General features: G+C 72.1%; 19 protein-coding genes, 2 tRNA genes and 2 pseudogenes. 19 read left to right on the plus strand and 4 right to left on the minus strand.

Going from position 1 to position 25,160, the window contains the following annotated elements:
• The 10 genes and pseudogenes from MCBG_RS27110 to MCBG_RS27155 form a co-directional block, all read left to right on the plus strand.
• Positions 1–525, plus strand: a pseudogene (locus MCBG_RS27110) (4-hydroxybenzoate polyprenyltransferase); the annotation flags it as partial.
• The gene (locus tag MCBG_RS27115) at positions 522–1,397 is read left to right on the plus strand and encodes a sugar phosphate isomerase/epimerase family protein (protein WP_043329098.1); all 876 of its coding nucleotides are present in this window, start codon (positions 522–524) and stop codon (positions 1,395–1,397) included. The pseudogene MCBG_RS27110 and the gene MCBG_RS27115, both read left to right, overlap by 4 nt.
• Before the next feature lie 34 nt (positions 1,398–1,431).
• A pseudogene (locus MCBG_RS27120) lies at positions 1,432–2,036 on the plus strand (EboA domain-containing protein).
• A gap of 1 nt (position 2,037) precedes the next feature.
• Entirely contained in the window at positions 2,038–2,889 is an 852-nt protein-coding gene (locus tag MCBG_RS27125) for a TatD family hydrolase (RefSeq protein WP_043329100.1), read from the plus strand.
• The gene (eboE, locus tag MCBG_RS27130; RefSeq protein WP_043329101.1) at positions 2,889–4,076 is read left to right on the plus strand and encodes a metabolite traffic protein EboE; all 1,188 of its coding nucleotides are present in this window, start codon (positions 2,889–2,891) and stop codon (positions 4,074–4,076) included. The genes MCBG_RS27125 and eboE overlap by 1 nt, the downstream gene beginning before the upstream one ends.
• A gap of 58 nt (positions 4,077–4,134) precedes the next feature.
• Positions 4,135–5,529: an alkaline phosphatase family protein gene (locus MCBG_RS27135; protein ID WP_043329103.1), complete on the plus strand. Its 1,395-nt coding sequence runs from the start codon at positions 4,135–4,137 to the stop codon at positions 5,527–5,529.
• Positions 5,526–6,593, plus strand: a complete 1,068-nt coding sequence (locus tag MCBG_RS27140) for a polyprenyl synthetase family protein (protein ID WP_043329105.1) — start codon at positions 5,526–5,528, stop codon at positions 6,591–6,593. The genes MCBG_RS27135 and MCBG_RS27140 overlap by 4 nt, the downstream gene beginning before the upstream one ends.
• Before the next feature lie 224 nt (positions 6,594–6,817).
• Positions 6,818–9,652 carry an RICIN domain-containing protein gene (locus tag MCBG_RS27145; RefSeq protein WP_043329107.1) on the plus strand — a complete coding sequence of 945 codons (2,835 nt, stop codon included), beginning with the start codon at positions 6,818–6,820 and terminating at the stop codon, positions 9,650–9,652.
• Positions 9,653–9,672: 20 nt separating this feature from the next.
• Entirely contained in the window at positions 9,673–11,769 is a 2,097-nt protein-coding gene (locus MCBG_RS27150; protein WP_043329108.1) for a ThuA domain-containing protein, read from the plus strand.
• A gap of 174 nt (positions 11,770–11,943) precedes the next feature.
• Entirely contained in the window at positions 11,944–12,951 is a 1,008-nt protein-coding gene (locus tag MCBG_RS27155) for a sugar phosphate isomerase/epimerase family protein (protein WP_043329109.1), read from the plus strand.
• A gap of 109 nt (positions 12,952–13,060) precedes the next feature.
• Here the strand turns inward: MCBG_RS27155 and MCBG_RS27160 are convergent, their stop codons facing one another.
• Both MCBG_RS27160 and MCBG_RS27165 read right to left on the minus strand, forming a co-directional pair.
• Positions 13,061–14,245 carry an ROK family transcriptional regulator gene (locus MCBG_RS27160; RefSeq protein ID WP_043329110.1) on the minus strand — a complete coding sequence of 395 codons (1,185 nt, stop codon included), beginning with the start codon at positions 14,243–14,245 and terminating at the stop codon, positions 13,061–13,063.
• A gap of 96 nt (positions 14,246–14,341) precedes the next feature.
• Positions 14,342–14,737: a hypothetical protein gene (locus MCBG_RS27165; RefSeq protein WP_030503967.1), complete on the minus strand. Its 396-nt coding sequence runs from the start codon at positions 14,735–14,737 to the stop codon at positions 14,342–14,344.
• A 268-nt stretch (positions 14,738–15,005) separates the two neighbouring features.
• Here MCBG_RS27165 and MCBG_RS27170 point away from each other — a divergent pair.
• The 4 genes from MCBG_RS27170 (at position 15,006) to MCBG_RS27185 (ending at position 18,818) form a co-directional block, all read left to right on the plus strand.
• A tRNA-Asn gene (locus tag MCBG_RS27170) sits at positions 15,006–15,078 on the plus strand.
• 174 nt (positions 15,079–15,252) lie between these two features.
• Positions 15,253–17,388: an MMPL family transporter gene (locus tag MCBG_RS27175; protein WP_043331026.1), complete on the plus strand. Its 2,136-nt coding sequence runs from the start codon at positions 15,253–15,255 to the stop codon at positions 17,386–17,388.
• On the plus strand, positions 17,381–18,616 hold the full coding sequence (locus MCBG_RS27180; RefSeq protein WP_043329111.1) for an FAD-dependent oxidoreductase: 1,236 nt from the start codon (positions 17,381–17,383) through the stop codon (positions 18,614–18,616). Before MCBG_RS27175 ends, MCBG_RS27180 begins: the two co-directional genes overlap by 8 nt.
• 125 nt (positions 18,617–18,741) lie before the next feature.
• A tRNA-Ile gene (locus tag MCBG_RS27185) sits at positions 18,742–18,818 on the plus strand.
• A 302-nt stretch (positions 18,819–19,120) separates the two neighbouring features.
• On the opposite strand, the gene MCBG_RS27190 is transcribed toward MCBG_RS27185, so the two are convergent.
• The gene (locus MCBG_RS27190; protein WP_043329112.1) at positions 19,121–19,660 is read right to left on the minus strand and encodes an ATP-binding protein; all 540 of its coding nucleotides are present in this window, start codon (positions 19,658–19,660) and stop codon (positions 19,121–19,123) included.
• 587 nt (positions 19,661–20,247) lie between these two features.
• Here MCBG_RS27190 and MCBG_RS27195 point away from each other — a divergent pair.
• Positions 20,248–20,595, plus strand: a complete 348-nt coding sequence (locus MCBG_RS27195) for a hypothetical protein (RefSeq protein ID WP_043329113.1) — start codon at positions 20,248–20,250, stop codon at positions 20,593–20,595.
• A gap of 225 nt (positions 20,596–20,820) precedes the next feature.
• Here MCBG_RS27195 and MCBG_RS27200 read toward each other — a convergent pair whose 3' ends face one another.
• Positions 20,821–21,528, minus strand: a complete 708-nt coding sequence (locus tag MCBG_RS27200; protein WP_043331028.1) for a DUF899 family protein — start codon at positions 21,526–21,528, stop codon at positions 20,821–20,823.
• 137 nt (positions 21,529–21,665) lie between these two features.
• Between MCBG_RS27200 and MCBG_RS27205 the strand changes: the two genes are divergently transcribed.
• The 4 genes from MCBG_RS27205 (at position 21,666) to MCBG_RS27220 (ending at position 25,092) form a co-directional block, all read left to right on the plus strand.
• Entirely contained in the window at positions 21,666–22,586 is a 921-nt protein-coding gene (locus MCBG_RS27205) for an RNA polymerase subunit sigma-70 (protein WP_043329114.1), read from the plus strand.
• Between the two features lie 910 nt (positions 22,587–23,496).
• On the plus strand, positions 23,497–23,958 hold the full coding sequence (locus MCBG_RS32680) for a hypothetical protein (RefSeq protein ID WP_140946243.1): 462 nt from the start codon (positions 23,497–23,499) through the stop codon (positions 23,956–23,958).
• A 157-nt stretch (positions 23,959–24,115) separates the two neighbouring features.
• Complete coding sequence (locus MCBG_RS27215) at positions 24,116–24,622, plus strand: SigE family RNA polymerase sigma factor (protein WP_030503591.1); 507 nt, start codon at positions 24,116–24,118, stop codon at positions 24,620–24,622.
• A complete protein-coding gene (locus MCBG_RS27220) occupies positions 24,619–25,092 on the plus strand; it encodes a hypothetical protein (RefSeq protein ID WP_043329116.1) in 474 nt (157 codons plus the stop codon). Before MCBG_RS27215 ends, MCBG_RS27220 begins: the two co-directional genes overlap by 4 nt.
• Positions 25,093–25,160: the final 68 nt, after the last annotated feature.

A 25,160-nucleotide genomic window follows, 5' to 3' on the forward strand; every position in this document is an offset into this window, starting at 1 on the left:
GGCCCGGCGGTGATGCCGCGTGCCGTGGGCTGGGACGTGCTGCTCGGCGCGTCCGGCGGCCGGGTGGTCCGGGCGCTGCCCGCAGCGCTCACCGTCGCCGCGCACACCTGGACGGTGACCGCGCTGTCCCGCCGCGAGGTGACCGGCGCGGACCGGCGTCTGCCGGGCCTCACGCTGGCCGGCACCGCGCTGATCGCGTTCACCACCCCGGCCCGGCCCACCGTGTTAAGCGGGGCCCCCTCCTCTACCGGATGCGTTAAGAGGGGGCCCTTCCTTCGGCTCGGGGAGCTGGTGCCGGCGGTGCTCGCGGCCGGGTACGCCGTCCGGTACGGCCGGGCGCAGGCCCGGGTGCTCGCCGATCCGTCACCGGCCCGGGTGCGCGCCGCCGTCGGGGCCGGGATCACCGGGCTGCCCGCCTTGCAGGGTTCGCTCACCGCCCGCGCCGGGGCCCGGCTGCTCGGCCTCGCCGTGGCCGGCGCCGCCCCGCTCGGCCGCCGCCTGGCCCGACTGATCTCCCCGACATGACCGCCGCCGACCCGCTGCCCGGCCCGGGCGCGCTGCGTTTCGGGTACGGCACCAACGGCTTCGCCAACCACCGCCTCGGCGACGCGCTGGCGGTCCTCGCCGACCTCGGCTACCAGGGTGTCGCGCTCACCCTGGACCACGACCACCTGGACCCGTTCGCCCCCGGCCTGGCCCGCCGGGTCGCCGCCGTGCGCCGCCGGCTGGACGCGCTCGGGCTGGCGGTGGTGGTCGAGACCGGCGCCCGCTACCTGCTCGACCCCTGGCACAAGCACGCGCCGACGCTGCTGCACGACGACCCGTCCCGGCGGGTGGAGCTCCTGCGCCGGGCCGTGCGGATCGGCGCCGACCTGGGCGCGGAGGCGGTCTCCTTCTGGGCCGGCGTACGCCCGCCCGGCGTACCGCCCGACGTCGCCGCCGACCGCCTCGTAGCGGGCTGCGCGGTGGTCTGCGCCGAGGCGGCCGAGGCGGGCGTGCCGCTGGGCTTCGAACCGGAGCCGGGCATGTTCGTCGAGGACGTCGCCGGGTGGCGGCGGCTGCGCGAGGCGCTCGGCGCGCCGCCCGGCTTCGGCATCACGCTCGACATCGGGCACTGCCGGTGCCTGGAGCCGCTGCCGGTGCCGCGGTGCGTGTCCGAGGTCGCCGCGCACCTGGTCAACGTGCAGATCGACGACATGCGCCGGGGCGTGCACGAGCACCTGGAGTTCGGCGCCGGCGAGATCGACTTCCCGCCGGTGCTGCGTGCCCTGGCCGACGCCGGCTACCGCGGGCTGGTGGCGGTGGAGCTGCCCCGGCACTCGCACGCGGCACCGGCCGTCGCCGCCCGCTCACTGGACTTCCTGCGCGCCGCCGCCTCGCGCGGCGAGGGGCGGTGACCCACCACCTTCCACCCGGCAGAGGGGAGACGGCATGACACCCGACCGACTGCGCGCCGCGTTCGGGGCGTACCCGATTCGCAGTGGCTGGACGCGGCGCTGCGCCGCGTCGCGACCGAACCCACGGCGATCGAACGGTTCTTCGCCACCGCCGCCCGGCGGTGCGGTCGCGGGCCGCTGCCCGACCCGCCCGGCTGGACGGCCGACGAGGCGGCCCGCGCGCTGCTGCTGACCACGCTGCCGAACGGCCACGCCGCCGCGGCCGAGACGCTCTACCGGCAGGGCGACGCCGCCGAGAAACGCGCCGTGCTGCGCGCGCTGCCGCTGCTGCCCATCGGCGCGGAGTGCGTGCCGCTGCTGCACGACGCGATCCGCACAAACGACACCCGGCTGGTCGCCGCCGCGCTCGGCCCGTACGCCCGGCACCTGGAGCAGCCGGCCTGGCGGCAGGCGGTGCTCAAGTGCGTGTTCACCGGCGTGCCCCTGGCGGTCGTCGACGACCTGCCGGAGCGGGCCGACGGCGAGCTGGCCCGGATGCTCGCCGCGTACGCCGCCGAGCGGCACGCCGCCGGCCGGACCATGCCCGACGACGCGGCCGACCTGCTGCGCCGGCTGACCATCCCCACCCCGGAGGCGTGACATGCGCATCTTCGACCCGCACATCCACATGACGTCCCGCACCACCGACGACTACGAGCGGATGGCCGCCGCCGGGGTCCGCGCGCTGGTCGAGCCGGCGTTCTGGCTGGGCCAGCCGCGCACCAGCGTGGACAGCTTCGTGGACTACTTCGACTCGCTGATCGGCTGGGAGCCGTTCCGGGCCGGGCAGTTCGGCATCCGGCACCACGCCACAGTGGCGCTCAACCCGAAGGAGGCGAACGACCCGCGCTGCCGCCCGGTGCTCGACCTGCTGCCCCGCTACCTGGACAAGGACGGCGTGGTGGCCGTCGGTGAGATCGGCTACGACGCGATGACGCCGCCCGAGGACGCCGCGCTGGCCGGGCAGCTCGCCCTGGCCGTCGCGTACGACCTGCCCGCGCTGGTGCACACGCCGCACCGGGACAAGGCACGCGGCGTACGGCGCACGCTCGACGTGGTCGCCGAGTCGGACATCGCGCCGGAACGGGTGCTCGTCGACCACCTCAACGAGGTGACTGTGGGGCTGGTCCGGGACACCGGCTGCTGGCTGGGCTTCTCCATCTACCCGGAGACGAAGATGTCGCCGCCGCGCATGGTCGAGCTGCTGAAGCGGTACGGGACCGAGCGGATGCTGGTCAACTCGGCCGCCGACTGGGGGCGGTCGGACCCGCTGCTGACACGGGCCACCGGGGAGGCGATGCAGCTGGCCGGGTTCAGCGCCGACGACGTGGACCGGGTGCTGTGGCGCAACCCGGTCGAGTTCTACGGCCAGTCCGGCCGGCTCGACCTGACCGCCCTGGAGGCGAGCGACCCCACCTTCGCCGGCAACTCGATCCTGCGCGGAGGCGAATGATGCGGCTGCGCCACGCCGACGGCACGACCGTCCATCTCGGCTACTGCACGAACGTCCACCCGGCCGAGGACCTGCCCGGCATCGTCGCCCAGCTCGACACGTACGCGGTAGCGGTGCGCCGGGCGCTCGGCGCCGACCTGCTCGGGCTCGGGCTCTGGCTGGCCGCGCCGGTGGCCGCCGCGCTCGCCGCCGACCCGGCGGCCCGCCGCCGGCTGCGTCACGAGCTGACCGTGCGGGGCCTGGAGGTGGTCACGCTCAACGGCTTCCCGTACGCCGCGTTCCAGGCCCCGGTGGTCAAGGGCGCGGTGTACCACCCGGACTGGACCACGCCGCAGCGCTCGGCGTACACGTTGGACCTGGCCCGGGTGCTGGCCGACCTGCTGCCCGACGACGCGGTCCACGGGTCGGTCTCGACGCTGCCGCTGGCCTGGCGTACGCCGTGGGACACCGCGCGCGCCGCGACCGCCCGGCGCCGGCTCGACGCGCTGGCCGACGGGCTGGCCGCGGTGCAGCGGGAGACCGGCCGGGTGATCCGGGTCGGCTTCGAGCCGGAACCCGGCTGCCTGGTGGAGTCGACGGGACAAGCACGCGAGGTATTCTCAGCCATGGATACCGACCGGCTCGGGATCTGCCTGGACCTCGCACACCTGGCGTGCGCCTGGGAGCAGCCGGCGGATGCCCTGGCCGGGCTGCGTGCCGCCGGTCTCCCCGTGGTGAAGGTCCAGGTGTCCGCCGCCGTCGAGGCGCCCGATCCGGCCGGGGCGGCCGCGGCGTTGCGCCGCTTCGTCGAGCCGAGGTTCCTGCACCAGACCCGCGCGGCCGGTTGCGCCGGCGCCGCCGATCCGGCCGATCCGGCGTACGCGGCCGACGACCTCGACGCCGCGCTCGACGCGCGGCTGCCCGGTGCCTGGCGGGTGCACTACCACGTGCCGCTGCACGCCCCGCCCGAACCGCCGCTGCGCTCCACGGTGCCGGTGCTGCGGGAGGCGCTCGCCGCGCTGTTCGCCGGTCCGGCCGCCGGCTGCGACCACCTCGACGTCGAGACGTACACCTGGGGGGTGCTGCCGGAGGCGCGGCGGCCGCGCGGCGACGCGGAGCTGGCCGCCGGCATCGCCGCCGAGCTGGCCTTCGCCCGCGACGAGCTGACCGCGCTCGGGCTGGCGCCGACGGCGGTGATGTCCTCGTGAGCGCGAGGAGTGAGCCGGTCCTGCGAGCCCCGCAGTCGCGAACGAAGGCCGGCACCGCATGAGCCGGCGGCTGGTGGTGCTCGACGTGGTCGGGCTGACCCCGCGGCTGCTGGCGCACATGCCCCGGCTGCGCGCGGTGGCCGACGCCGGGTTCGCCGCCGAGCTGGGCACCGTGCTGCCGGCGGTGACCTGCTCGGCGCAGTCCACGTTCCTCACCGGCGAGCTGCCCGCCGGGCACGGCGTGGTGGGCAACGGCTGGTACTTCCGCGACCTGGGCGAGGTGCTGCTCTGGCGGCAGCACAACGCGCTGGTCGGCGGCGAGAAGGTGTGGCAGGCGGCCCGCCGCGTCGAGCCGGGCTACCGGGTCGCGAACGTCTGCTGGTGGTACGCGATGGGCGCGGACGTGGACTGGACGGTCACGCCGCGCCCGGTCTACCACGCCGACGGGCGCAAGGAGCCGGACTGCTGGACCGACCCGCCGCGGCTGCGGGACACGCTCACCGACGCGCTCGGCACGTTCCCGCTGTTCAGCTACTGGGGGCCGGGCGCGGGGCTGCCGTCCTCGGCGTGGATCAGCCGGGCGGCGCAGCGCATCCTCGCCGACCACGCCCCCGACCTGACCCTTGTCTACCTGCCGCATCTGGACTACGACCTGCAACGCTTCGGTCCGTCCGGGCCGGAGGCCGCCGCCGCGGCGGCGGAGCTGGACACCGTGCTCGGCCCGCTGCTGGACGCGGCCCGTGATCGGGACGCTACTGTGGTGGCATTGTCCGAGTACGGCATCACCGACGTGTCCCGCCCGGTGGACGTGAACCGGCTGCTGCGCGCCGAAGGATTGCTGCGGGTCTACACCCAGGCCGGGATGGAATACCTCGACCCGTGGACGTCACGGGCGTTCGCGGTGGCCGACCACCAGGTGGCGCACGTCTACGTCCGGGATCCGGCGGACGTGCCGGCGGTGGCGAAGCTCTGCGCGGCGCTGCCCGGCGTGGCCGAGGTGCTGGACGCCGCCGGGCAGGCCGGGTACGGCCTGGACCATCCCCGCTCGGGCGAGTTGGTGCTGGTGGCCGAGCCGGACTCCTGGTTCACCTACTACTACTGGCTGGACGACGCGCGGGCACCCGACTTCGCGCGGCTGGTGGAGATCCACCGTAAGCCGGGCTACGACCCGGCCGAGCTGTTCTTCGATCCGGCCGCTCCGGGCGCGGCGAAACGTCGTGCGGCGGTGGCGCTGGCGCGCAAGAAGCTCGGCCTGCGCTATCTGATGAACGTGGTCGGGCTGGACGCCGGGGCGCGCGCGGTGCGTGGTTCGCACGGGCGCCTGCCGGCCGATCCGGCGGACGGCCCGGTGCTGCTCTGCTCCGACCCGGCCGCGATCCGGCCCCGGGTGGAGGCGACCGATGTGAAGGCGTTGTTGCTGGAACTCGCCGGATTGGCCTGGGAGGCACCATGACCGTGACCGTCGCACCGACCGACCCGGCCCTGCTTCGGGGCCGTTTCGACGCCGAGCTCGCCGCGTTCCTGGACGCGAGAGGGCCGGGTCGGCCGGACGACGGTACGGGGACTGTTCACTCCGCTTTGCGCCGGTTCGTGCTGGCCGGCGGGAAGCGGCTGCGGCCGCTGTTCTGCTACTGGGGCTGGCGGGGCTTCGGCGGCCCGGACGAGCGGCCGATCGTGGTGGCCGCGGCGTCGCTGGAGCTGTTCCACGCGTTCGCGCTGATCCACGACGACATCGTGGACCGCAGTGACCGCCGCCGGGGCGCGCCCACTCTGCACCGCTTCTTCGCCGACCTGCACGAGCGGTCCGGCTGGCGCGGCGACCCGGCGGCGTACGGCCGGCAGGCGGCGGTGCTCTGCGGGGACCTCTGCGCCACCTGGTCGGCGCAGATGTTCCACGGCTGCGGGTTGCCGCCCGAGCGGCTGCGCGGCGGGCAGGTCCTGCTGGCCCGGATGCGCTCGGAGGTGATCGCGGGGGAGTACCTGGACGTGGTCGCGGCGGCCGGGGACGGTTCGGTGGCGAGCGCGCTCGCCGTGGTGCGGCTGAAGACGGCCCGTTACACGGTGACCCGTCCGGTGCAGATCGGGGCCGCGCTGGCCGGCGCGACGCCGGCGGAGGTGGCGGCGCTGGCCGGGTTCGGCGATCCGCTCGGGGACGCGTTCCAGCTCCGCGACGACGTCCTCGGCGTCTTCGGCGATCCGGCGGTGACCGGCAAGTCCAATCTGGACGACCTGCGCGAGGGCAAGCCGACGGTGCTGCTGGCGCTGGCCCGGGCGTCCGCCTCCCCGGCCGGGGTGGCCCGGCTGCGCGAGCTGGTCGGCGATCCGGCGCTGGATCAGGCGGGCGCCGCCGAGGTGCGGGGCATCGTCGAGGAGTCCGGCGCCCGGGAGGCGGTGGAGCGGATGATCCGTACCCGGGCCGACGCGGCAGTGGTCGCGCTGGACGCGGCGGGGCTCGCGGAGCCGGCCCGGCGGGTGCTCGCCGCGCTCGTGGAGCGGGCTGTCGACCGCCGCGAGTGACACCTACTTTTGTCGCGTGGCGGCGAAAGTGTAAGCCGATCGATCAGAAGCTATGGACAGGCTGATCGAAAGGTTTTAATGTCGTGCACAGTACCTAGCTGACCCGACGAGGCGATCCGCCCCCCCGTACCGCCCGCCTCGCCGAGGCGCAGCATCCCCCGCTCGGCATCCGGCGCGACGCGCGCCCGGTCCTGGCTGCGCGCGTCAGGAAGGGACAGCACAGCATGTCCAGCCACCACCACCCCCGTGCCCGACGACCGTTCGCCGCTGCCGCAGCGCTGCTGCTCGCGGCCACCGCCGGCACCGTCACAGCGGCCGCGGCGCCCGTCCCGGCGTCCGCCCACCCGATCACGGCGAGCGACTTCCAGCAGGTCGAACTCGCCCGCGGCGTCGCCGAGACCGGCGAACCGATGTCCCTGGCGGTGCTGCCCGACCGGTCGGTCCTGCACACCGCCCGCAACGGCACGCTGCGCCGCACCGACGCGGCCGGCGCCACCACAGTCATCGGCACCCTGCCGGTCTACACCCACGACGAGGAGGGGCTGCAGGGCGTCGGCGTCGACCCCGGCTTCGCCTCCAACCGGCACATCTACCTCTACTACGCGCCGCCGCTGTCCACCCCCGCCGGCGACGCGCCCGCCACCGGCACCGACTTCTCCGCCTGGCAGGGCGTCAACCGGCTGTCCCGGTTCACGCTCAACGCCGACTTCACGCTCAACCAGGCCAGCAAGGTCGACGTGCTCGACGTACCGGCCGACCGGGGGCTGTGCTGCCACGTCGGCGGTGACATCGACTTCGACGCCGCCGGCAACCTCTACCTGTCCACCGGCGACGACACCAACCCGTTCGACTCGGCCGGATACGCGCCGATCGACGAGCGCACCAACCGCAACCCCGGGTACGACGCGCAGCGCAGCGCCGGCAACACCAACGACCTGCGGGGCAAGATCCTGCGGATCAAGGTGAACGCCAACGGCACGTACTCGATCCCGGCCGGCAACCTCTTCGCGCCCGGCACCGCGCGGACCCGCCCGGAGATCTACGCGATGGGCTTCCGCAACCCGTTCCGGATCAGCGTCGACAAGGCCACCGGCATCGTCTACGTGGGCGACTACGGGCCGGACGCCGGCACCACCACCGCGCGCGGCCCGTCCGGGCAGGTCGAGTTCAACCGGGTCACCGGGCCCGGCAACTACGGCTGGCCGTACTGCACCGGCACCAACACGGCCGCCGAGACGTACGCCGAATGGGACTTCGCCACCGGCACCGCCGGACCGAAGTACAACTGCACGGGCGGGCCGACGAACAACTCGTTCCGCAACACCGGCCTTACCACGCTGCCGGCGGCGAAGCCGTCCTGGATCCGCTACGCCGGTGACGCGGGCAGCCCGCCCGAGTTCGGCGGCGGCTCCGAGTCGCCGATGGGCGGCCCGGTCTACCGGTACGACGCGGCGAACCCGTCCACCACCAAGTTCCCGCAGTCCTTCGACGGGCAGTTCTTCGCCACCGAGTTCGGCCGGGGCTGGATCAAGCCGATCCACGTCAACGCCGACGGCTCACCCGGCACCATCGACAGCTTCCCGTGGACCGGCAAGCAGGTGATGGACTCCGCGTTCGGCCCCGACGGCGCGTACTACGTGCTCGACTACGGCACCGGCTACTTCAACGGCGACGCCAACTCGGCGCTCTACCGCTTCGACTACCTGGGCGGCGCCAACCGCGCCCCGGTGGCCCGCGCCGCCGCCGACCGGACCTCCGGCGCCGCGCCGCTCGCGGTGGCCTTCTCCTCGGCCGGCTCGTCCGACCCGGAGGGCGGCGCGCTCACGTACGCCTGGACGTTCGGCGACGGCGGCACCTCCACCGCGGCGAACCCCTCGCACACCTACACCGCCAACGGCAGGTACACCGCCACGCTCACCGTGCGCGACCCGCAGGGCGCCACCGGCACCGCCAGCGTGACGATCACCGTCGGCAACACCGCCCCGACTGTGGTCATCGAGACACCCGGCAACGGCAAGCTGTTCTCCTTCGGCGACACCGTGCCGTTCCGGATCACCGTCACCGACCCGGAGGACGCGACCATCGACTGCACGAAAGTCAAGATGACCTACGTGCTCGGCCACGACCAGCACGGCCACCAGATCACCTCGGCGACCGGCTGCACCGGCTCGATCGCCGTACCCGTCGACGGTGAGCACGACGACGCGGCGAACATCTTCGCGGTCTTCGACGCCGAGTACACCGACTCCGGCGGCCTCACCACGCACACCCAGCACACACTCCAGCCCCGGCACCGGCAGGCCGAGCACTTCAAGACCTCGTCCGGGATCAACACGTTCGACAAGGCCACCGCCGAGGGCGGCAAGACCGTCGGCGACATCCACAACGGAGACTGGATCGCGTTCCAGCCGTACCTGCTCGCCGACGCCACCGGGTTCACCGCCCGGGTGTCGTCCGCCGGGGCCGGCGGCACGCTCCAGGTACGGGCCGGCTCGGCCACCGGCGCCGTGCTCGGCTCGGCCACCGTCCCGGTCACCGGCGCCTGGGACACGTTCACCACAGTCACCGGCACGATCGCCAATCCGCCGGCCGGCACCACCACGCTCTATCTGACGTTCGCCGGTGGCACCGGGGCGCTCTACGACCTGGACGCGTTCACGCTCACCACGTCGGCCGTGCGCACCGGCCCGGTGAAGGGCCTGGCCGGCAAGTGCCTGGACGTGCGCAACGCCGCCACCGCCGACGGCACCCAGATCCAGCTCTACACCTGCAACGGCACGACGGCGCAGTCGTGGACCGTGACGCCGAACGCCACGGTGAAGGCGCTCGGCAAGTGCCTGGACGTGTCCGGCGGGGCCAGCGCGGACGGCACGAAGATCCAGCTCTACGCGTGCAACGGCACCGGCGCGCAGAACTGGTCGGCGCAGGCCGACGGGACGCTGCGCAACCCGCAGTCGGGCAAGTGCCTGGACGTGTCCGGCAACAACTCGGCCGACGGCACGGCGGTGCACCTGTGGACCTGCACGGGTGCGGCCAACCAGAAGTGGACGCTGCCGTGAGGTGGGAAGGAAGAACGCCGATGAGACTCCTCCGTATCGCGCTGGTCGCGGTGACCGCCGTGGCCGCCACCAGCGCCGGCACCCCGGCGAGCGCCGCCGACGCCCCCTACGACGTGCTCGTCTTCTCCAAGACCGCCGGCTTCCGCCACGACTCCATCGCGGTCGGCACGCAGGCCGTACGGGAGCTTGGCGCGGCGAACAACTTCACGGTCACCGCGACCGAGGACGCTGCCCAGTTCACCACCGCCAACCTGGCCCGTTTCGAGGCGGTGATCTTCCTCAACACCACCGGGGACGTCCTGAACGCCACCCAGCAGTCGGCGTTCGAGGCGTACATCGGCGCCGGCGGCGGGTACGTCGGCGTGCACTCCGCCGCCGACACCGAGTACGACTGGCCGTTCTACGGCAACCTCGTCGGCGCGTGGTTCGCGTCCCACCCGGCCATCCAGCCGGCCACCGTCAAGGTGGAGGACCGGGCGCACGCGGCCACCGCGCACCTGCCGCAGCAGTGGAACCGCACCGACGAGTGGTACGACTACCGCTCCAACGCCCGCTCCACCGCGCACGTGCTGGCCAGTCTCGACGAGTCCTCGTACTCGGGAGGCTCGATGGGCGGCGACCACCCGCACGCCTGGTGCAAGACGTACAGCGGTGGCCGGTCCTTCTACACCGGCGGCGGCCACACCCAGGCCTCCTACGCCGACGCGGCGTTCCGCAACCACCTGCTCGGCGGCATCCGCTACGCGGCCGGGCGCACGAAGGCCGACTGCCGGCCGGAGACCGGCTACACCACGCTCTACAACGGCGGCACCACCGGCTGGTCGCAGGCCGGGCCGGGCAGCTTCACCAACACCGACGCCACGCTCACCTCGGTCGGCGGCATGGGCCTGTACTGGTACAGCGCGAAGCAGTTCACCAACTACTCGCTGAAGCTGGACTGGCGGCTGGCCGGTGACGACAACTCGGGCGTGTTCGTCGGCTTCCCGCCGTCGAGCGACCCGAACTCGGCGGTGGACAACGGCTACGAGATCCAGATCGACCCCACCGACGCCGCCGACCGGACCACCGGCGCGATCTACGGCTTCAAGTCCGCCGACCTGGCGGCCCGGGACGCGGCGCTGAACCCGGCGGGGGAGTGGAACACCTACGAGATCCTGGTCGAAGGGGAACGGCTGCAGGTGTTCCTCAACGGCGTACGCATCAACGACTTCACAAACACCGATCCGGTGCGGTCGCTCGCCGGGCACGTCGGCATTCAGAACCACGGCACCGGCGACGACGTGTCGTTCCGCAACATCCGGATCAAGGAACTGGGCGGGACGCCGCCGCCGACCGGCAACACCACGGTCCAGGCCGAGGCGTTCGGTTCGGCCAGCGGCGTCAGCGCGTACCCCAAGGCCGGCGCCAACGGCGGCCAGACCCTGGGGTACGTGGATCCGGGCGACTGGGCCGCGTACCCGGGGCTGGACCTGACCGGTGTGACGTCGCTGCGCGCCCGGGTGGTCTCCGGCGGGCCCGGCGGCACGCTCCAGGTGCGGACCGGCTCGCCGACCGGACCGCTGCTCGGCCAGGTGGCGGTGCCGAACACCGGCAGCTGGACCACGTTCGCCGACGTGTCCACCGCGCTCACCGGCGTGCCGTCCGGTACGCAGACCGTGCACCTGACGTTCGCCGGCAGCGGCACCGGCCTGTTCGACGTGGACGACTTCACGCTGGTCCGCGGCACCGCAAGCGGCGGCACCGGCCCGATCAAGGGGCTGGCCGGCAAGTGCCTGGACGTGCGGAACGCCTCGTCGGCCGACGGCACCCAGATCCAGCTCTACACCTGCAACGGCTCGACGGCGCAGACGTGGACGGTGACGCCGAACGGGCCGGTGAAGGCGCTGGGCAAGTGCCTGGACGTCTCCGGCGGCGGCAACGCGAACGGCACGAAGATCCAGTTGTGGTCGTGCAACGGCACCGGGGCGCAGACCTGGTCGGCGCAGGCGGACGGGACGCTGCGCAACCCGTCGTCGGGCAAGTGCCTGGACGTGTCCGGCAACAACTCGGCCGACGGCACGGCGGTGCACCTGTGGACGTGCACGGGCGCGGCGAACCAGCGCTGGACCCTGCCCTGAGGTAGGCCATAGAGTGGAGGCGGCGACCGCGAGGTGGCCGGTGACCCGGCGGGAGGCGCAACCCGCCCGGGAGGCAGACGCTCCGGCGTCCACCGGTGCCCTCAGGCCGCCGCCTCCGGTCGTCCTCGCCCCGGTCCGCGACGGAATCCCCCATCACCACAGGGGAGAAGGACAATGGCGCGACCCATCACGCTCTTCACCGGCCAGTGGGCCGACCTTCCGTTCGACGAGGTCTGCCGGCTCGCCGCCGAGTGGGGCTACGACGGACTGGAGATCGCCTGCTGGGGCGACCACTTCGAGGTGGACAAGGCGCTCGCCGACGACTCGTACGTCGAGCGCAAGCGGGCCACCCTGGCCAAGCACAACCTTCAGGTGTTCGCCATCTCCAACCACCTGGTCGGGCAGGCCGTCTGCGACCACCCGATCGACGAGCGGCACCAGGACATCCTGCCGGCCCGGATCTGGGGCGACGGCGAGCCGGAAGGGGTGCGGCAGCGGGCCGCCGAGGAGATCAAGGACACCGCGCGGGCGGCGGCGAAACTCGGCGTACGCACCGTCGTCGGCTTCACCGGCTCGTCCATCTGGCACACGGTGGCCATGTTCCCGCCGGTGCCACCGGCCATGATCGAGCGCGGCTACCAGGACTTCGCCGACAGGTGGAACCCGATCCTGGACGTGTTCGACGAGGTGGGCGTGCGGTTCGCGCACGAGGTGCACCCCAGCGAGATCGCGTACGACTACTGGACCACCAAGCGGACGCTGGAGGCGATCGGGCACCGGGAGGCGTTCGGGCTCAACTGGGACCCGTCGCACTTCGTCTGGCAGGAGCTGGACCCGGTGAACTTCATCTTCGACTTCGCCGACCGGATCTACCACGTCGACTGCAAGGACGCGAAGGTCCGTACCGGGGACGGGCGGCGTGGCCGGCTCTCCTCCCACCTGCCCTGGGCCGACCTGCGGCGCGGCTGGGACTTCGTCTCCACCGGCCACGGTGACGTGCCGTGGGAAGACTGCTTCCGGGCGCTGAACGCGATCGGCTACGACGGCCCGATCTCGGTCGAGTGGGAGGACGCCGGCATGGACCGCCTGGTCGGCGCGCCGGAGGCGCTCCAGTTCGTCCGCCGCCTGGCCTTCGACGCCCCGAGCGCCGCCTTCGACGCCGCCTTCAGCAGCCGCGACTGACCCTCCTCCTGCGCTCGCGATCTTGCACTTGCGGCCCACGTGATGCCGCTTATGCCCGTCTCGGGAGGGCCGCAAGTGCAAGATCGACGGGGTGAGGTGAGGGCGGGGGTCAGCGGGCGGCGTAGGTCTGGGTGCTGACCAGGTGGGCCGCGCCGATCAGGGCGGCGGTGTCGCCGAGGTCGGACAGGACGATCGGCAGGCTGCCGGTGGCCAGCGGCGTGGAGCGCCGGTAGACCACGCCCCGGATCTCGGCGAGCAGGACCGGCCCGATCCCGGCCGGCGCGCCCCCGATGATGACGATGGCCGGGTTGACGAAGCTGACCAGCCCGACCAGCACCTGCCCGAGCCGGCGGGCGGCGTCGCGGACGATGGTCTGCGCCGCCGGGTCGCCCTCGGTGGCCGCCGCCGCCACGTCGTCCACCGCCAGCGTCCCGGCCGCGGCCAGCCGGTCCGCGAGCACCGTCGAGCGCCCGGCCCGCGCGGCCGTCACCGCCTCCCGCACCAGCGCGGCATCCCCGCAGTACGCCTCGACGCACCCGTTGTTGCCGCAGCCGCAGAGCGGCCCGTCCTCGCTGAGCTGGAGGTGGCCGATGTCGCCGGCCCCGCTGGCCGCGCCCCGGTAGAGCGAACCGGCGAGCACCAGCCCGCAGCCGACCGCGTCGCCCAGCTTGACGGCGAGGAAGTCGTCGAACGGGCGGCCGGTGCCGGCGTGCCGTTCACCGAGGGCCATCGCGTTGGCGTCGTTGTCGACCTGCACCGGGCAGCCCAGCTCGGCGGCGAGCGTGTCGCGTACCGGGAAGCGGTGCCAGCCGGGCAGGGCCGGCGGGGAGACCAGCGTGCCGTCGCGGACCTCGACCGGCGCGGGCAGCGCGACACCGACGCCGGTCAGCGACGTCAGACCCGCCTCGACGCGAAGCTTGCCGAGCAGCTCGACCATGCGTCCGACCACCACGTCCGGGCCGAGCCGGACGTCCACCGGCTCGTCGTGCCGGGCCAGCGGGTTCAGCTCGCCGTCGGTGAGCGCGACCCGCAGCGTGCCGCCGCCGACGAGCACCGCGCCGAACCGGACCTGCGCGCCGATGCGCAGCAGCGACGACCGTCGCCCGCCCCGCGAGGCAGCCGGGCCGGCGCTCTCCACCAGGCCCAGCGCGGTCAACCGGTCCACCTCGGCGGCGAACCGGGCCCGCGGCAGGCCGAGGAGGTCGGTCAGCTCGACCCGGGACCGCGGGCCGTCGTCGCGCAGCAGGCGCAGCAGCCGCGCCTGATCCGCCGTTTCCGGTCCGACCATCGGCATGTGGTCACCTCCCCACGGAGAATGTGCCACATCGGCGCCCGAGCACACGGGAGCGGGCCGGTCACCCGGAGGTGACCGGCCCGCTGTCCGCTTGCGTCAGAGCGTGTTGCCGGTGGACGGCTTGGTGCTCGTGCCGGTCGTGGTCGAGCCGGACGCGCTGGTCGAACTGGTCGAGCCCGTGCCGTTGGCGCTGCGGCTGCCGACCGCGGCCGGCGTGCCCGCGAACGGCTTGTCGGCCTCGGTCATGCCCGGCTTGCCACCGTTGCCGGTGGCGAGCTTCTCACCCAGCTTGGTCTGCCCCAGCTTGTCCTTGCCCTCGGAGTAGAGCCGGGTCGCCTGGGCCTGCGCGACCCCGGCCGCCTCCTGGACGGTCGGGTGGTCGAGCACCTTGCGCCCCCGGACCACCAGCTCCTCGTACTTCTCCCGGCCGGCACGGGCGCCCAGGACGAATCCCGCAGCCAGCCCGCCAAGAAACATGATCTTTCCGCGCATGGCGGCTCCTTCCGTACCTGACGCTCTTGCCGATTTCCGCCGGCTCGGCGGAACGACCATCTTGCGCCTGCGTTCTCTGTCGACGGCTAACTACCCATCCTGCTCTCCGCTCATGCCTCCCTGTGCCGAGATGACGATTTGTCCGTAATCCTGGCGCGTCCGCCGGTCCGGTCCTCCTCCGGTAACCCCCTGGCGCACAACCCCCCGATGTCCTGTACTCTTGTCCCCGTCGCACGGAGCGGAGAGATCCGATCCGAGCGGTGCACGGTCCCCTGTAGCTCAATTGGCAGAGCAGCCGGCTGTTAACCGGCAGGTTATTGGTTCGAGTCCAATCGGGGGAGCTTCGCTCCACGTCACGCCCGTCGGCCCTGCCGGCGGGCGTTTCCCGTTCCGGCCCCTCGCGTGTCCCGGCTGCCCGGTTTCCGCCCGCGAGTCGTCACTCGCCCGGCAGGATGGTCGGCGTCGACCTAGACTCCCGCTGCGTCGATTGTTGCGTCGATTCGAGGACGGTGGAGATGGCCGCAGGACGCAGCCGCTGGACCGCGACGCTGATCGCGGTAGCCGTGGTGCTCGGCTGGCTGATCATCGGCGGCGTCGCCGGGCCGTACTCGGGCAAGCTCGGCGAGGTCTCCACCAACGACAACGCCTCCTTCCTGCCGGCCGACGCCGAGGCCACCCGCGCGCAGGACCTGGCCGCCGGATTCGTCGACCGGGAGACCACGCCGGCGCTCGTGGTCTACGAACGCGCCGGTGGCCTCACCCCGGCCGACCAGCAACGGATCCAGGCCGACGCGGCCCGCTTCGCCGACGTACCGGGCGTGGTCGGCCCGCTGCCGCCACCGGTCGTCAGCCAGGACCGGCAGGCCGCCCAGGTGATCGTGCCGATCGACAGCGGCGAGGGCGAACAGATCCGCGCGGTGGTGGAACGCCTGCGCGACATCGCCGGCCCGGACCGCGACGGGCTCACCGTCGACGTCGCCGGACCCGCCGGGCTGCTCGGCGACCTGATCGAGGTGTTCGGCGCGATCGATGGACCGCTGCTGCTCGTCACCCTCACCGTGGTCCTGGTCATCCTCCTCGTCGTCTACCGCAGCCCGGTGCTGTGGATCTTCCCGCTGCTGGCCGCCGGGATGTCGTACTCGCTGGCGGCCGTCTTCGTCTACCTGCTCGCCGACCACGACATCGTCAAGCTCAACGGGCAGGCACAGGGCATCCTCACCGTGCTCGTGTTCGGCGCCGGCACCGACTACGCGCTGCTGCTCATCGCCCGCTACCGGGAGGAACTGCACCGGCACGAGCGGCCCTGGGACGCGATGAAGACCGCCTGGAAGGGCGCCGCGCCGGCCATCGTCGCCTCCGGCGCCACAGTCATCGTCAGCCTGCTCTGCCTGCTGCTGTCCAGTCTCAACTCCAACCGGGCGCTCGGCCCGGTGAGCGCCGTCGGCATCGCCGCCACGCTGCTGGTGATGCTCACGTTCCTGCCCGCGCTGCTGGTCCTCGGCGGCAGGTGGGCGTTCTGGCCCCGGCGGCCCCGGCACGACGAGGCCGACCCGCGCGCCGAGCACGGCATCTGGGCGCGGATCGCCGGCTTCGTGGCGCGCCGCTCCCGTACCGTCTGGGTCGTCACCGCCGTGGCGCTCGCCGTGCTCGCGATCGGGGTGACCCAGCTCGGCGCCACCACGCTCGGCCAGTCCCAGCTGTTCACCCAGCGCACCGACTCGGTGGCCGGGCAGGAGGTCATCGACAGGCACTTCCCGGCCGGCACCGGCAGCCCCGCCACCATCTTCACCACCCAGGACACCGCGCGGCAGGTCGCCCAGGTGGCGCAGGGCGTCCCCGGGGTGGCCGCGGTCGCGCCGCTCGGCCAGCGCGGCGAGAGCGCGCCGCCCGACCCGGCCGCGGCGCCGAAGGTGGTCGACGGGCGGGTGCAGCTCAACGTCACGCTCGCCGACGCGCCGGACAGCAACGGCGCCGAACAGGCCATCCGCGACCTGCGCGAGGCGGTGCACCGGGTGCCCGGCGCGGACGCCGTCGTCGGCGGCTTCACCGCCATCAACGTGGACACCGCCGACGCCTCCGTCCGCGACCGCAACGTCATCATCCCGGTGGTGCTGCTGGTCATCGCGATCATCCTGGCCGTGCTGCTGCGCGCCCTGGTCGCCCCGGTGCTGCTGATCGCCACGGTGGTGCTGTCATTCCTGGCCACGCTCGGCCTCTGCGCGCTGCTGTTCCGGTACGTCTTCGACTTCCCCGGCGTCGACCAGTCGTTCCCGCTGTTCGCGTTCGTCTTCCTGGTCGCGCTCGGCATCGACTACAACATCTTCCTGATGAGCCGGGTCCGGGAGGAATCGGTACGCCGCGGCACCCGCGCCGGTGTGCTCGTCGGCCTGGCCGTCACCGGCGGCGTGATCACCTCCGCCGGCATCGTCCTCGCCGCCACGTTCTCCGCGCTCGCCGTGCTGCCGCTCGTGGTGCTCGTCGAGCTGGGCGTGGCCGTCGCCGTCGGCGTCCTGCTCGACACCATAGTGGTCCGCTCGCTGCTGGTGCCCGCGCTCGCGTACGACATCGGGCCGAAGGTCTGGTGGCCGGGCCGATTGTCGCGGTCGCACCGCGAGGGCGACCGGACCGGCGCGGGGGTGGACCGTGCCTGACACCGACGTCGTGGTCGTCGGCGGCGGCCTGGCCGGGCTCGCCGCCGCCCGGCGGCTGCACCGGGCCGGCGTGCCCTGGCGACTGCTGGAGGCCGGCGACCGGCTCGGCGGGCGGGTCGCCACCGACCGCGTCGACGGGTTCCTGCTGGACCGCGGCTTCCAGGTGCTGAACACCGCGTACCCACGGCTGGCCGGCCTGGTCGACGTCGGCGCCCTCGGAATAGGCTGGTTCACACCCGGCGTCCTGGTGCGCCGCGGCGACCGGCTGGAACGACTCGTCAACCCGCTGCGCGAGCCCGCCGGCGCGCCCGCCACGCTCACCGCCGGCATCGGGACACTGACCGACCGGCTGCGCTTCGGCGCGCTCGCCGCCGGCTACGCGACGCTGCCGGTCGGGCGGCTGCTCAACACACCCGAGACCAGCGCCGAGAAGGCGCTGCGCCGGGCCGGGCTCTCCGACGCGATCATCGAGGAACTGCTCCGGCCGTTCCTGTCCGGCGTGCTGCTCGACCGCGAGCTGGCCACCTCCAGCCACGTCCTCGCGGTCATCATGCGCTCCTTCGCCCGGGGCCGCATCGGCCTGCCCGCCGACGGCATGGCGGCGCTGCCCCGGGCGCTCGCCGCGCCGCTGCCCGCCGAGCTGATCGACCTGAACACCCCGGTCACCGAGGTCGCGCCCGGCCGCGTCCGCACCCCGTCCGGCGAGATCACCTGCCGCGCCGTCGTGGTCGCGGCCGACCCGCCGGCGGCGGCCACGCTGCTGCCCGGGCTGCCGAGGGTACGCATGCACGCCTACACCACCTATTACCACCGCACCGAGACGGCGCCACTGGACGAGCCGATCCTGCTGCTTGACGGCGACCGGCGGGAAACGATCGCCAACACGGTGGTGGTGAGCCGGGCCGCGCCCACGTACGCCCCGGATGGCCAGCACCTGGTCGCCACCTCGGTGGTCGGCCCGCAGACCCCACCCGAACCGGTGATCCGCCGCGAACTGGACCGCCTCTACGGCCGCTCCACCGCCGACTGGACCCACCTCACCACCGTCACCGTGCCGGACGCGCTGCCCGCCGCCCCGCCGCCGCAGGGCCGCCTGCGCAAGCCGGTCGCGCTCGGCGGCGGCCTGTACGTGGCCGGGGACCACCGGGACAGCCCGTCCATCCAGGGCGCGCTCGCCAGCGGCTGGCGCACGGTCGGCGCCGTCCTCGCCGATCTGCGGCGCGCGTAGAGCCGTTGGCCGGTGGGTTGCGCGTTGTTATCCTCGCGTAGCCCATCGTGCTGTCGCGGTAGTCTTTCCGCCCGGCCGGTGGTGGTCCGCGAAACGATCGGCGGGTTACGATCCGGCGCGGTGACGGGGCGGTAGCTCAGCCGGTTAGAGCAGGGGACTCATAATCCCTCGGTCGCGGGTTCGAACCCCGCCCGCCCCACCAAGCCGTTTCTCCAGCTCAGCCATGGTGCCGACGGCTCGGGTGCACTGCGTCGAGGTCATGGCTGCCTTCACATTGGCCCCTCCGCCACCGCGACACTGGCCGCCGTTGTGCCGCAGCTCGTGCGGCGTCCGGTTCGCAAGCTCGATCGACGCCGAAGCCCGGTCGAAGACCCGGCGACGGAAGTTGTTGTTACGCAACACCTCGCCCGTTGGGGATGTGAACACCAGCTCGTCACCGGGGCACATCAGTGGGCGTCGGGACGTGCGGTCTGCCGATGGGTGGTTGGTTCGGAATCCTTGGTGTCAGGGGACCGACGGTGGCCAGCGATGCCTGCGCCAGTCCTCCCACGTCGCGAATTCTTCCGGCGGGCAGTCGACGGGTTCACTGCCGTCGAGTTCCCCTTCGGTCGGGATGCTGATGAGGGCAGCCCACCTGTCGAGTTCCTCGTCGGACATGTGCCACGTCGTGTGCGGCTCTTCGGCTTGGCGTTGGTCGAGTCGTCTCCGTTGCTCGGCCGGTGGGAGTTCGAAGTAGCGCATCTCCACCGCCGCGCCGAGGTCGGCAGCTGCCTGCCGTAGCGCGGAGCGCTCATCTCGACCCCAGAGGCCGAAGTCGATGACGACGTTGATGCCGAGATTGAGGGCGCGCAGCCCAATCTCGATGAGCCGTCCTTCGATCACGTCCGAGGCCGACGGCGGGTTCGCGAGGCCGTACAGGGCCTTTACCCACTCGTCCTTCGTGAGGCGAAGAGCCTGCTCCTCGACTTCTATGCGCCGCGCTTCTGTGGTCTTCCCGGTGCCTGGCAGTCCTACCGTCAGGAACAGAGTCGGTCGTGTCGTCATCGTTTCCCCATCTGAACGGTCGCGCCATCATCGCTGACGCTCGCTCATGCCGCGACCAGCGCGTAGGTGTCGCCGATCAGTTGGCGGACGGGTGTCGCGCATCAGCCGACGGAAGACAAGAGTTCTACACCGCGAACTGCCGAATTGGCCTCTTTAGGATCAAGGCGGCCTGCTGGCGGCGCAAGCGCCGGCATCGGCCGGGCCGGCCGGCCACGCTGACGGGGCCTACCAAGGGCTTGAAGGGCTGTGAGGCGGGACGATCGGCGTAGGCGTCGCTCCCAGTTGAGGTTGGGGCGATCGGCTGCCGCGCAGCGGAACTGCTTGCCCCCGGCCTCTCGTAGGTCGCCGAATGCGGTTTGACGACGATGAGGGCCAGGGCGTGAACCGTCCCCGGGTGCCCGATCCTCTACGCCACCCGCCCGGCGTCAAGGGCGCTGCGCGTCGGTATGCCGATGGCCTACAGCCATCCTTGACCCCCACCGGGCACCGCAGTTCTTGGCACCTATCCGGGGGACGGGGGCAGACTGGCGGCTATCCGTCGAGGATCTGGACGGTCTGCGACGGCATCTTGATCCAGAGGGGCAGCCTTGGATGTCAACCGCGACGAATCAACGGTGACCGTCCCACTTGACCGGGCGATCGAGGTAGCTCGCTTCCTTGAGTGCCTCACCCGCTCGATTGACCGGATCGGTTCAAGGATGGCAGGCGGCCATGCAGACGCCGGGACCGTCGACCGCTTCATCGACGAGTGGCTGATCGGCCCTCAAGCGTCTCGGGCGCGAAGGGTCCTATGGGATGCCATCAGTCAGGTGATCGGTGAGGAGGCGGTGGAGGGAATCGCTGAAGCAGTGCCCAGATTCCCGGACGCCCCACCTGATGAGGTGGGACGGCTTCGACAGGAGCTGTCGGCGTGGCAGAAGGCGCTCGATGGGTAGCCGCCTCTTGCGGGACGAGAGGCTTGCGGGCAGTTCGCACCCAGTCCGCAAGAGGCCGACCGCCGCTGGGGGAGTGGTGAGAGATATCGAAAGGTGTTTCCGCTGGTGAGAGCCCATTCAGGCAGGTCGCTGGGTCGCCCATCTTGATCTCATGATTCCTCGGTGGCGAGGGCGAACCCCGCCCGACCCACCAGCCGTTTTCCCAGCTCAACCACGATCAGGACGTCATCGCGGTGCGACGCCGGGGCGCGACCACTGCGCGGTGGGGCGGCCGTCGAGACGCCACGGGTGCCCGGCGACCCGCGGCCAGCCTTCAGGCGAGTTCTCCCAGTTCTCCTGCCGGCCGTACACCGTGAGATCCAGGGCGTGGTAGGTGGTCATCAACGCCTCCACGCCCCGCCCGGTGGTCCAGTAGGTCTCGTAGACCTTGTCGCCGTCGCGCAGGTAGCACGCGATGAACCCGAAGTGACGACCGTCGGCCAGAGCCGGGTCGGAGTCCTTCGCCGAATACCAGGGGAACCTGTAGCCCATGAACTCCGCGAACGGGGCGCTTTCGTCGTAGGGACCCTCGCAGAAGACGGCGTAGGTGACGTCCCGAGCATGCAGGTAGTCCAGCGTCTGCATGTGACAGGTCGAGAAGGTGCACCCCTCACACTGATGCTCGTACGGATTGCCGTCGTGCCACATATGGAAGTAGGCGATGAGCATCCGGCGGCCCTCGAACACCTCCACCAGCGGGGTGTCGCCGCCAGGGCCCCGCACCGTCACCGTCGGCATCAAGGTCATCGGTAGCTGACGACGAGCGGCGGCGATCGCGTCTCCTTCGCGGGTGTGGGCCTTCTCCCGTACGAGCAGTTCGTCGCGCTTGCGCAGCCAGGTCTCCCGGTCGACGACCGGGGGCGCGGCGGCGCTGGACGCGGGGGTTGCCGTCATGGCTGTCTCCTTCGTGGAGTGGGGATCGGTCACAGGTACAGACGACCGAGTCGGCGAGTGTCATCGGTGACCGATGACGGATGCGGTCCGCGGTCGTCAGTACGGTTGTGAGCACCACTCAGCCCCGGGGAAATCACATGCCCGACTCGTCTGACGAGCAGGCGATCTGGCTGCGGCGCGCCTTCGACGAGCACCGGCGTGAGCTACACGTCCACTGCTACCGCCTCGCCGGGAACGTCACCGACGCGGACGACCTGGTGCAGGAGACCTTCCTGCGTGCCTGGCGGGCTCGCGACCGCTTCGAGGGCCGGGCGTCGGCGCGTACCTGGTTGTACCGGATCGCCACGAACGTCTTCCTCGACAGCCGCAAGGCGGCCGGTCGACGGGCGGTGCCGTACGGTGATCCGCTGGAGTGGTCCACCGAGCTCGGTCCCTATCCCGATGCCCTGCTTGCCGACGATCCGCAGGCCGGTCTCGCCGCTCGGGAGACCGTCGAGCTGGCCGTGATCGCGGCGCTCATGTACCTGCCGCCGCGGCAGCGGGCGGCCTTCGTGCTGCGCGACGTCCACGGCTGGACGCCGCAGGAGATCGCCGTCGCGCTCGACACCGCCGTAGCGGCCGTCAACAGCCTCCTCCAGCGGGCCCGCCACACCCTTCGGGGACGCGCTCCGTCGGACCCGAAGGACTGGCGCCGCCCGCAGCTCACCAGTGAGGACGAAGAGATCCTGCGCCGCTACGCCGACGCGAAGGACCCGGAGACGATACGGGAACTGCTCGCCGAGGACGTACGGATCACGATGCCGCCCGAGCCGCCGGTCGTCGGGATCGACGCGGCCGCGGAGTTCCTCGGCCGACCGCTCGACTGGCGTACCTTCCCCACCTCGGCCAACGGGCGCCCGGCACTGATCAACTATCTCCGCCGGCCCGGCAGCCGGCACTACGAGGCGTTGGTCGTCGACGTACTCCGGATCGAGAACGGGAAGATCGCAGAGAGCAACGCCTTCATCGGTGCCCGTCACGTCGCCGCCTTCGGCATGCCCACCACGCTCGAGCCCTAGACAAGTAAGCCTCAAGCTCAGGATTCCTACGAACTCGGCGGCGTGGTTCCGTCGCAGGGGACACCGACACCTAGTTGTACGTGCGCCGTCTGCCCCCGCGACGTGATGGTGAGCGGTAGGCAGGCCGGCCGCGCAACCCAGGTGCCGCCGACGAAGGCCAGCCACTGAGGTCGGTCATCGACAGGTGCGCAGGCGCGCACGTGGGCGCTCACGGCCGGCACCACTGACGAGCCCCATCCGAGACGCGCCTTGTCCTCCCAGCCGGATGCCACCCGAAGATCGACCACTGCGCCGCCGCGTACGACCAGGCCCCATTTGGCGAACAGCCGGGCTGCCGGGTCCGGTTGCCCCGATTCCGCTACTTGAAGCACCGGCCGGGCAGGTACCGCGACGTCCTCTCCCACGAGCCGATAACCCGCCGGCGGTTCCGTGATCGTATCGACCGATTTGGTGCACGACTCCTGCCCGGTGCTCACGTCAGTTGACGGGGACGCGCTGGCGTCAGCACCCGGAGACGCAGTTGGCGCGGGTGGTGTGGCCTCACCCTGGCTGGAACCGCTTGAGGACGTACAGGCTGCCGGCGCCGCCACCAGGCAGACGCTGAGCGGCCAGCACAACATGCGGCTGGTCCTACGCACGCGCGTTACCTCCTGAACGGCGAGGCCATCGACGGTAGGGACGCGACTCGTGAAGCGTCACCGTACCCGAAGGCGGGTGCGTTCGATGCGCCCATCTTGACCTGAGCGTGCAGCAGCACGACCAGGTGGAAGCGGGCCAGTTCCGCGGTGTGCGGACCACCGCGGAGATGGGCTGAGGCGAGAACGGTTGGCGGCGTCACCGCCTACTCTGCCGGGATGAAGGCGGAAGCGGTGCCGACCATGCCGACGGCGGACATCGACAGGAGACGGGCATGAGCAGACGAAAGGTCTCGCTTGTGGCCGCCGGCCTACTGATCGCGCTGCTGCCATGTGCCCTGGCCTGGGGATCACTGTGGCCGGTTCGCATCGATGCTCTGTGCGGCGTTTTCCAGTCTCGGCAGGGTGGGGTCGTCAAGATCGAGTCTCGGCAGGGTGGGGTCGTCAAGATCGAGTCAGATCGATCATTCACGGTCTCTGCGGCCATGTTCGGCCCCAACGACACGGTCTCGGGAAGCGGCGAGTTGCGCCAAGATGACCTGGCAGCGGACGGTCATCTGGTCCTGACGATGAAGGATGCCAAAGCAAGCCTTGAGTTGAACACGCGGCGCAGCTGGCGGGGGAATGTGAGCCTGTGGCAGTGGGCCAAAGACCCGGACACCGGGGAACGCGAGACCTTCGTCCAGAAGTCTGCGTGCAGTCCGAGCGCCTCCAGCAGCGCCAGCACCACCGCGTAGGTGCGCCCGGCGTCGAACCCGAGACTCCGGTACGACGAGTGCAGCAGCAGGACGTCACCCGTAAGTCGGAGCCCCGAGCAGGATTCTCGCCGATTCGGGATAGCGGCGGCGTCCCCGCGCGTCTGTCACTGGTGAACGAGGAGACGAGGGTGGTGCGGTGGAAGAGGACGAGCGGGCGGTGCTGGCCGAGTTCGTGGCGAGCCGGGCGCCGGCGCTGATTCGGGTCGCCTACCTGCTCACCGGTGACCGCAGCAGTGCCGAGGACCTGTTCCAGTCGGCGCTGTCGAAGATCATTCCGAAGTGGCGGACCATCCGGCACGCCGACCCGGAGGGCTACCTCCGCGCCGTCATGTACCGGGAGCAGGTGAGCTGGTGGCGACGGTTGCGCCGCCGCCGCGAGTCACCGGTCGGCGGGCACGAGCCGGTGGTGGCCGACCCGGCCGGCGGTACGGATCTCCGGCTGGCCCTGCGGGCGGCGCTGTGGCAACTGCCACCGGCGCAGCGCACCGTCGTGGTCCTGCGCTACTACGAGGACCTGCCGGAGGCACAGGTCGCCGAACTGCTGGGCTGCTCGGTCGGGACGGTGCGCAGCCGCACCCACCGGGCGGTCACCCGACTGCGTCAGATCCTGCCGGACAGCGAGCTTCTGGAGATGCAGCGATGAGCGATCCGTTCGAAGGTTTGCTCCGCTCCACCCTCACCGACATCGCCGAGGAGGCACCGACTGTGCGGGACTCATTGACCAGGGCGGAACGGCGCGCGCGTAGCCGTCGACGCAACACGGTGGCGGCAGGGGCTGCGGGCGTCCTCGCGGTGCTCGTGATCAGCGCGCCGTTCGCCTACGCCGGTCGGGGTGACGACGCCGTGATCTCGCCGCAACCGGGAACGAGCGTTCCGCAGCCGAGCCGGAGCGAGCCCGTCGACCCGAGCGATCCGGTCGCGCCGTCGCCCGTCCCGGTCAGCCCGGAGGACCCGAGCAATCCGGTCGCGCCGTCGCCGGTCCCGATCGACCCCGATGACCCGAGCAATCCGGTCGCGCCGTCGCCCGTCCCGATCGGTCCGCGGGACCCGAGCAATCCGGCGGTACGGCCCGACGACGCCGTCGTCCCGTCGCCGAGCCCGACCCGGCGCTGATCGACGCGCACCGGCGTCCCTCCCGGCCGGTGCGAGGCTGGGCCCGGGCCGACGACGGCGGGCCCAGC

The sequence above is a fragment of the Micromonospora sp. M42 genome (assembly GCF_000568915.1).
GTDB lineage: Bacteria > Actinomycetota > Actinomycetes > Mycobacteriales > Micromonosporaceae > Micromonospora > Micromonospora chalcea.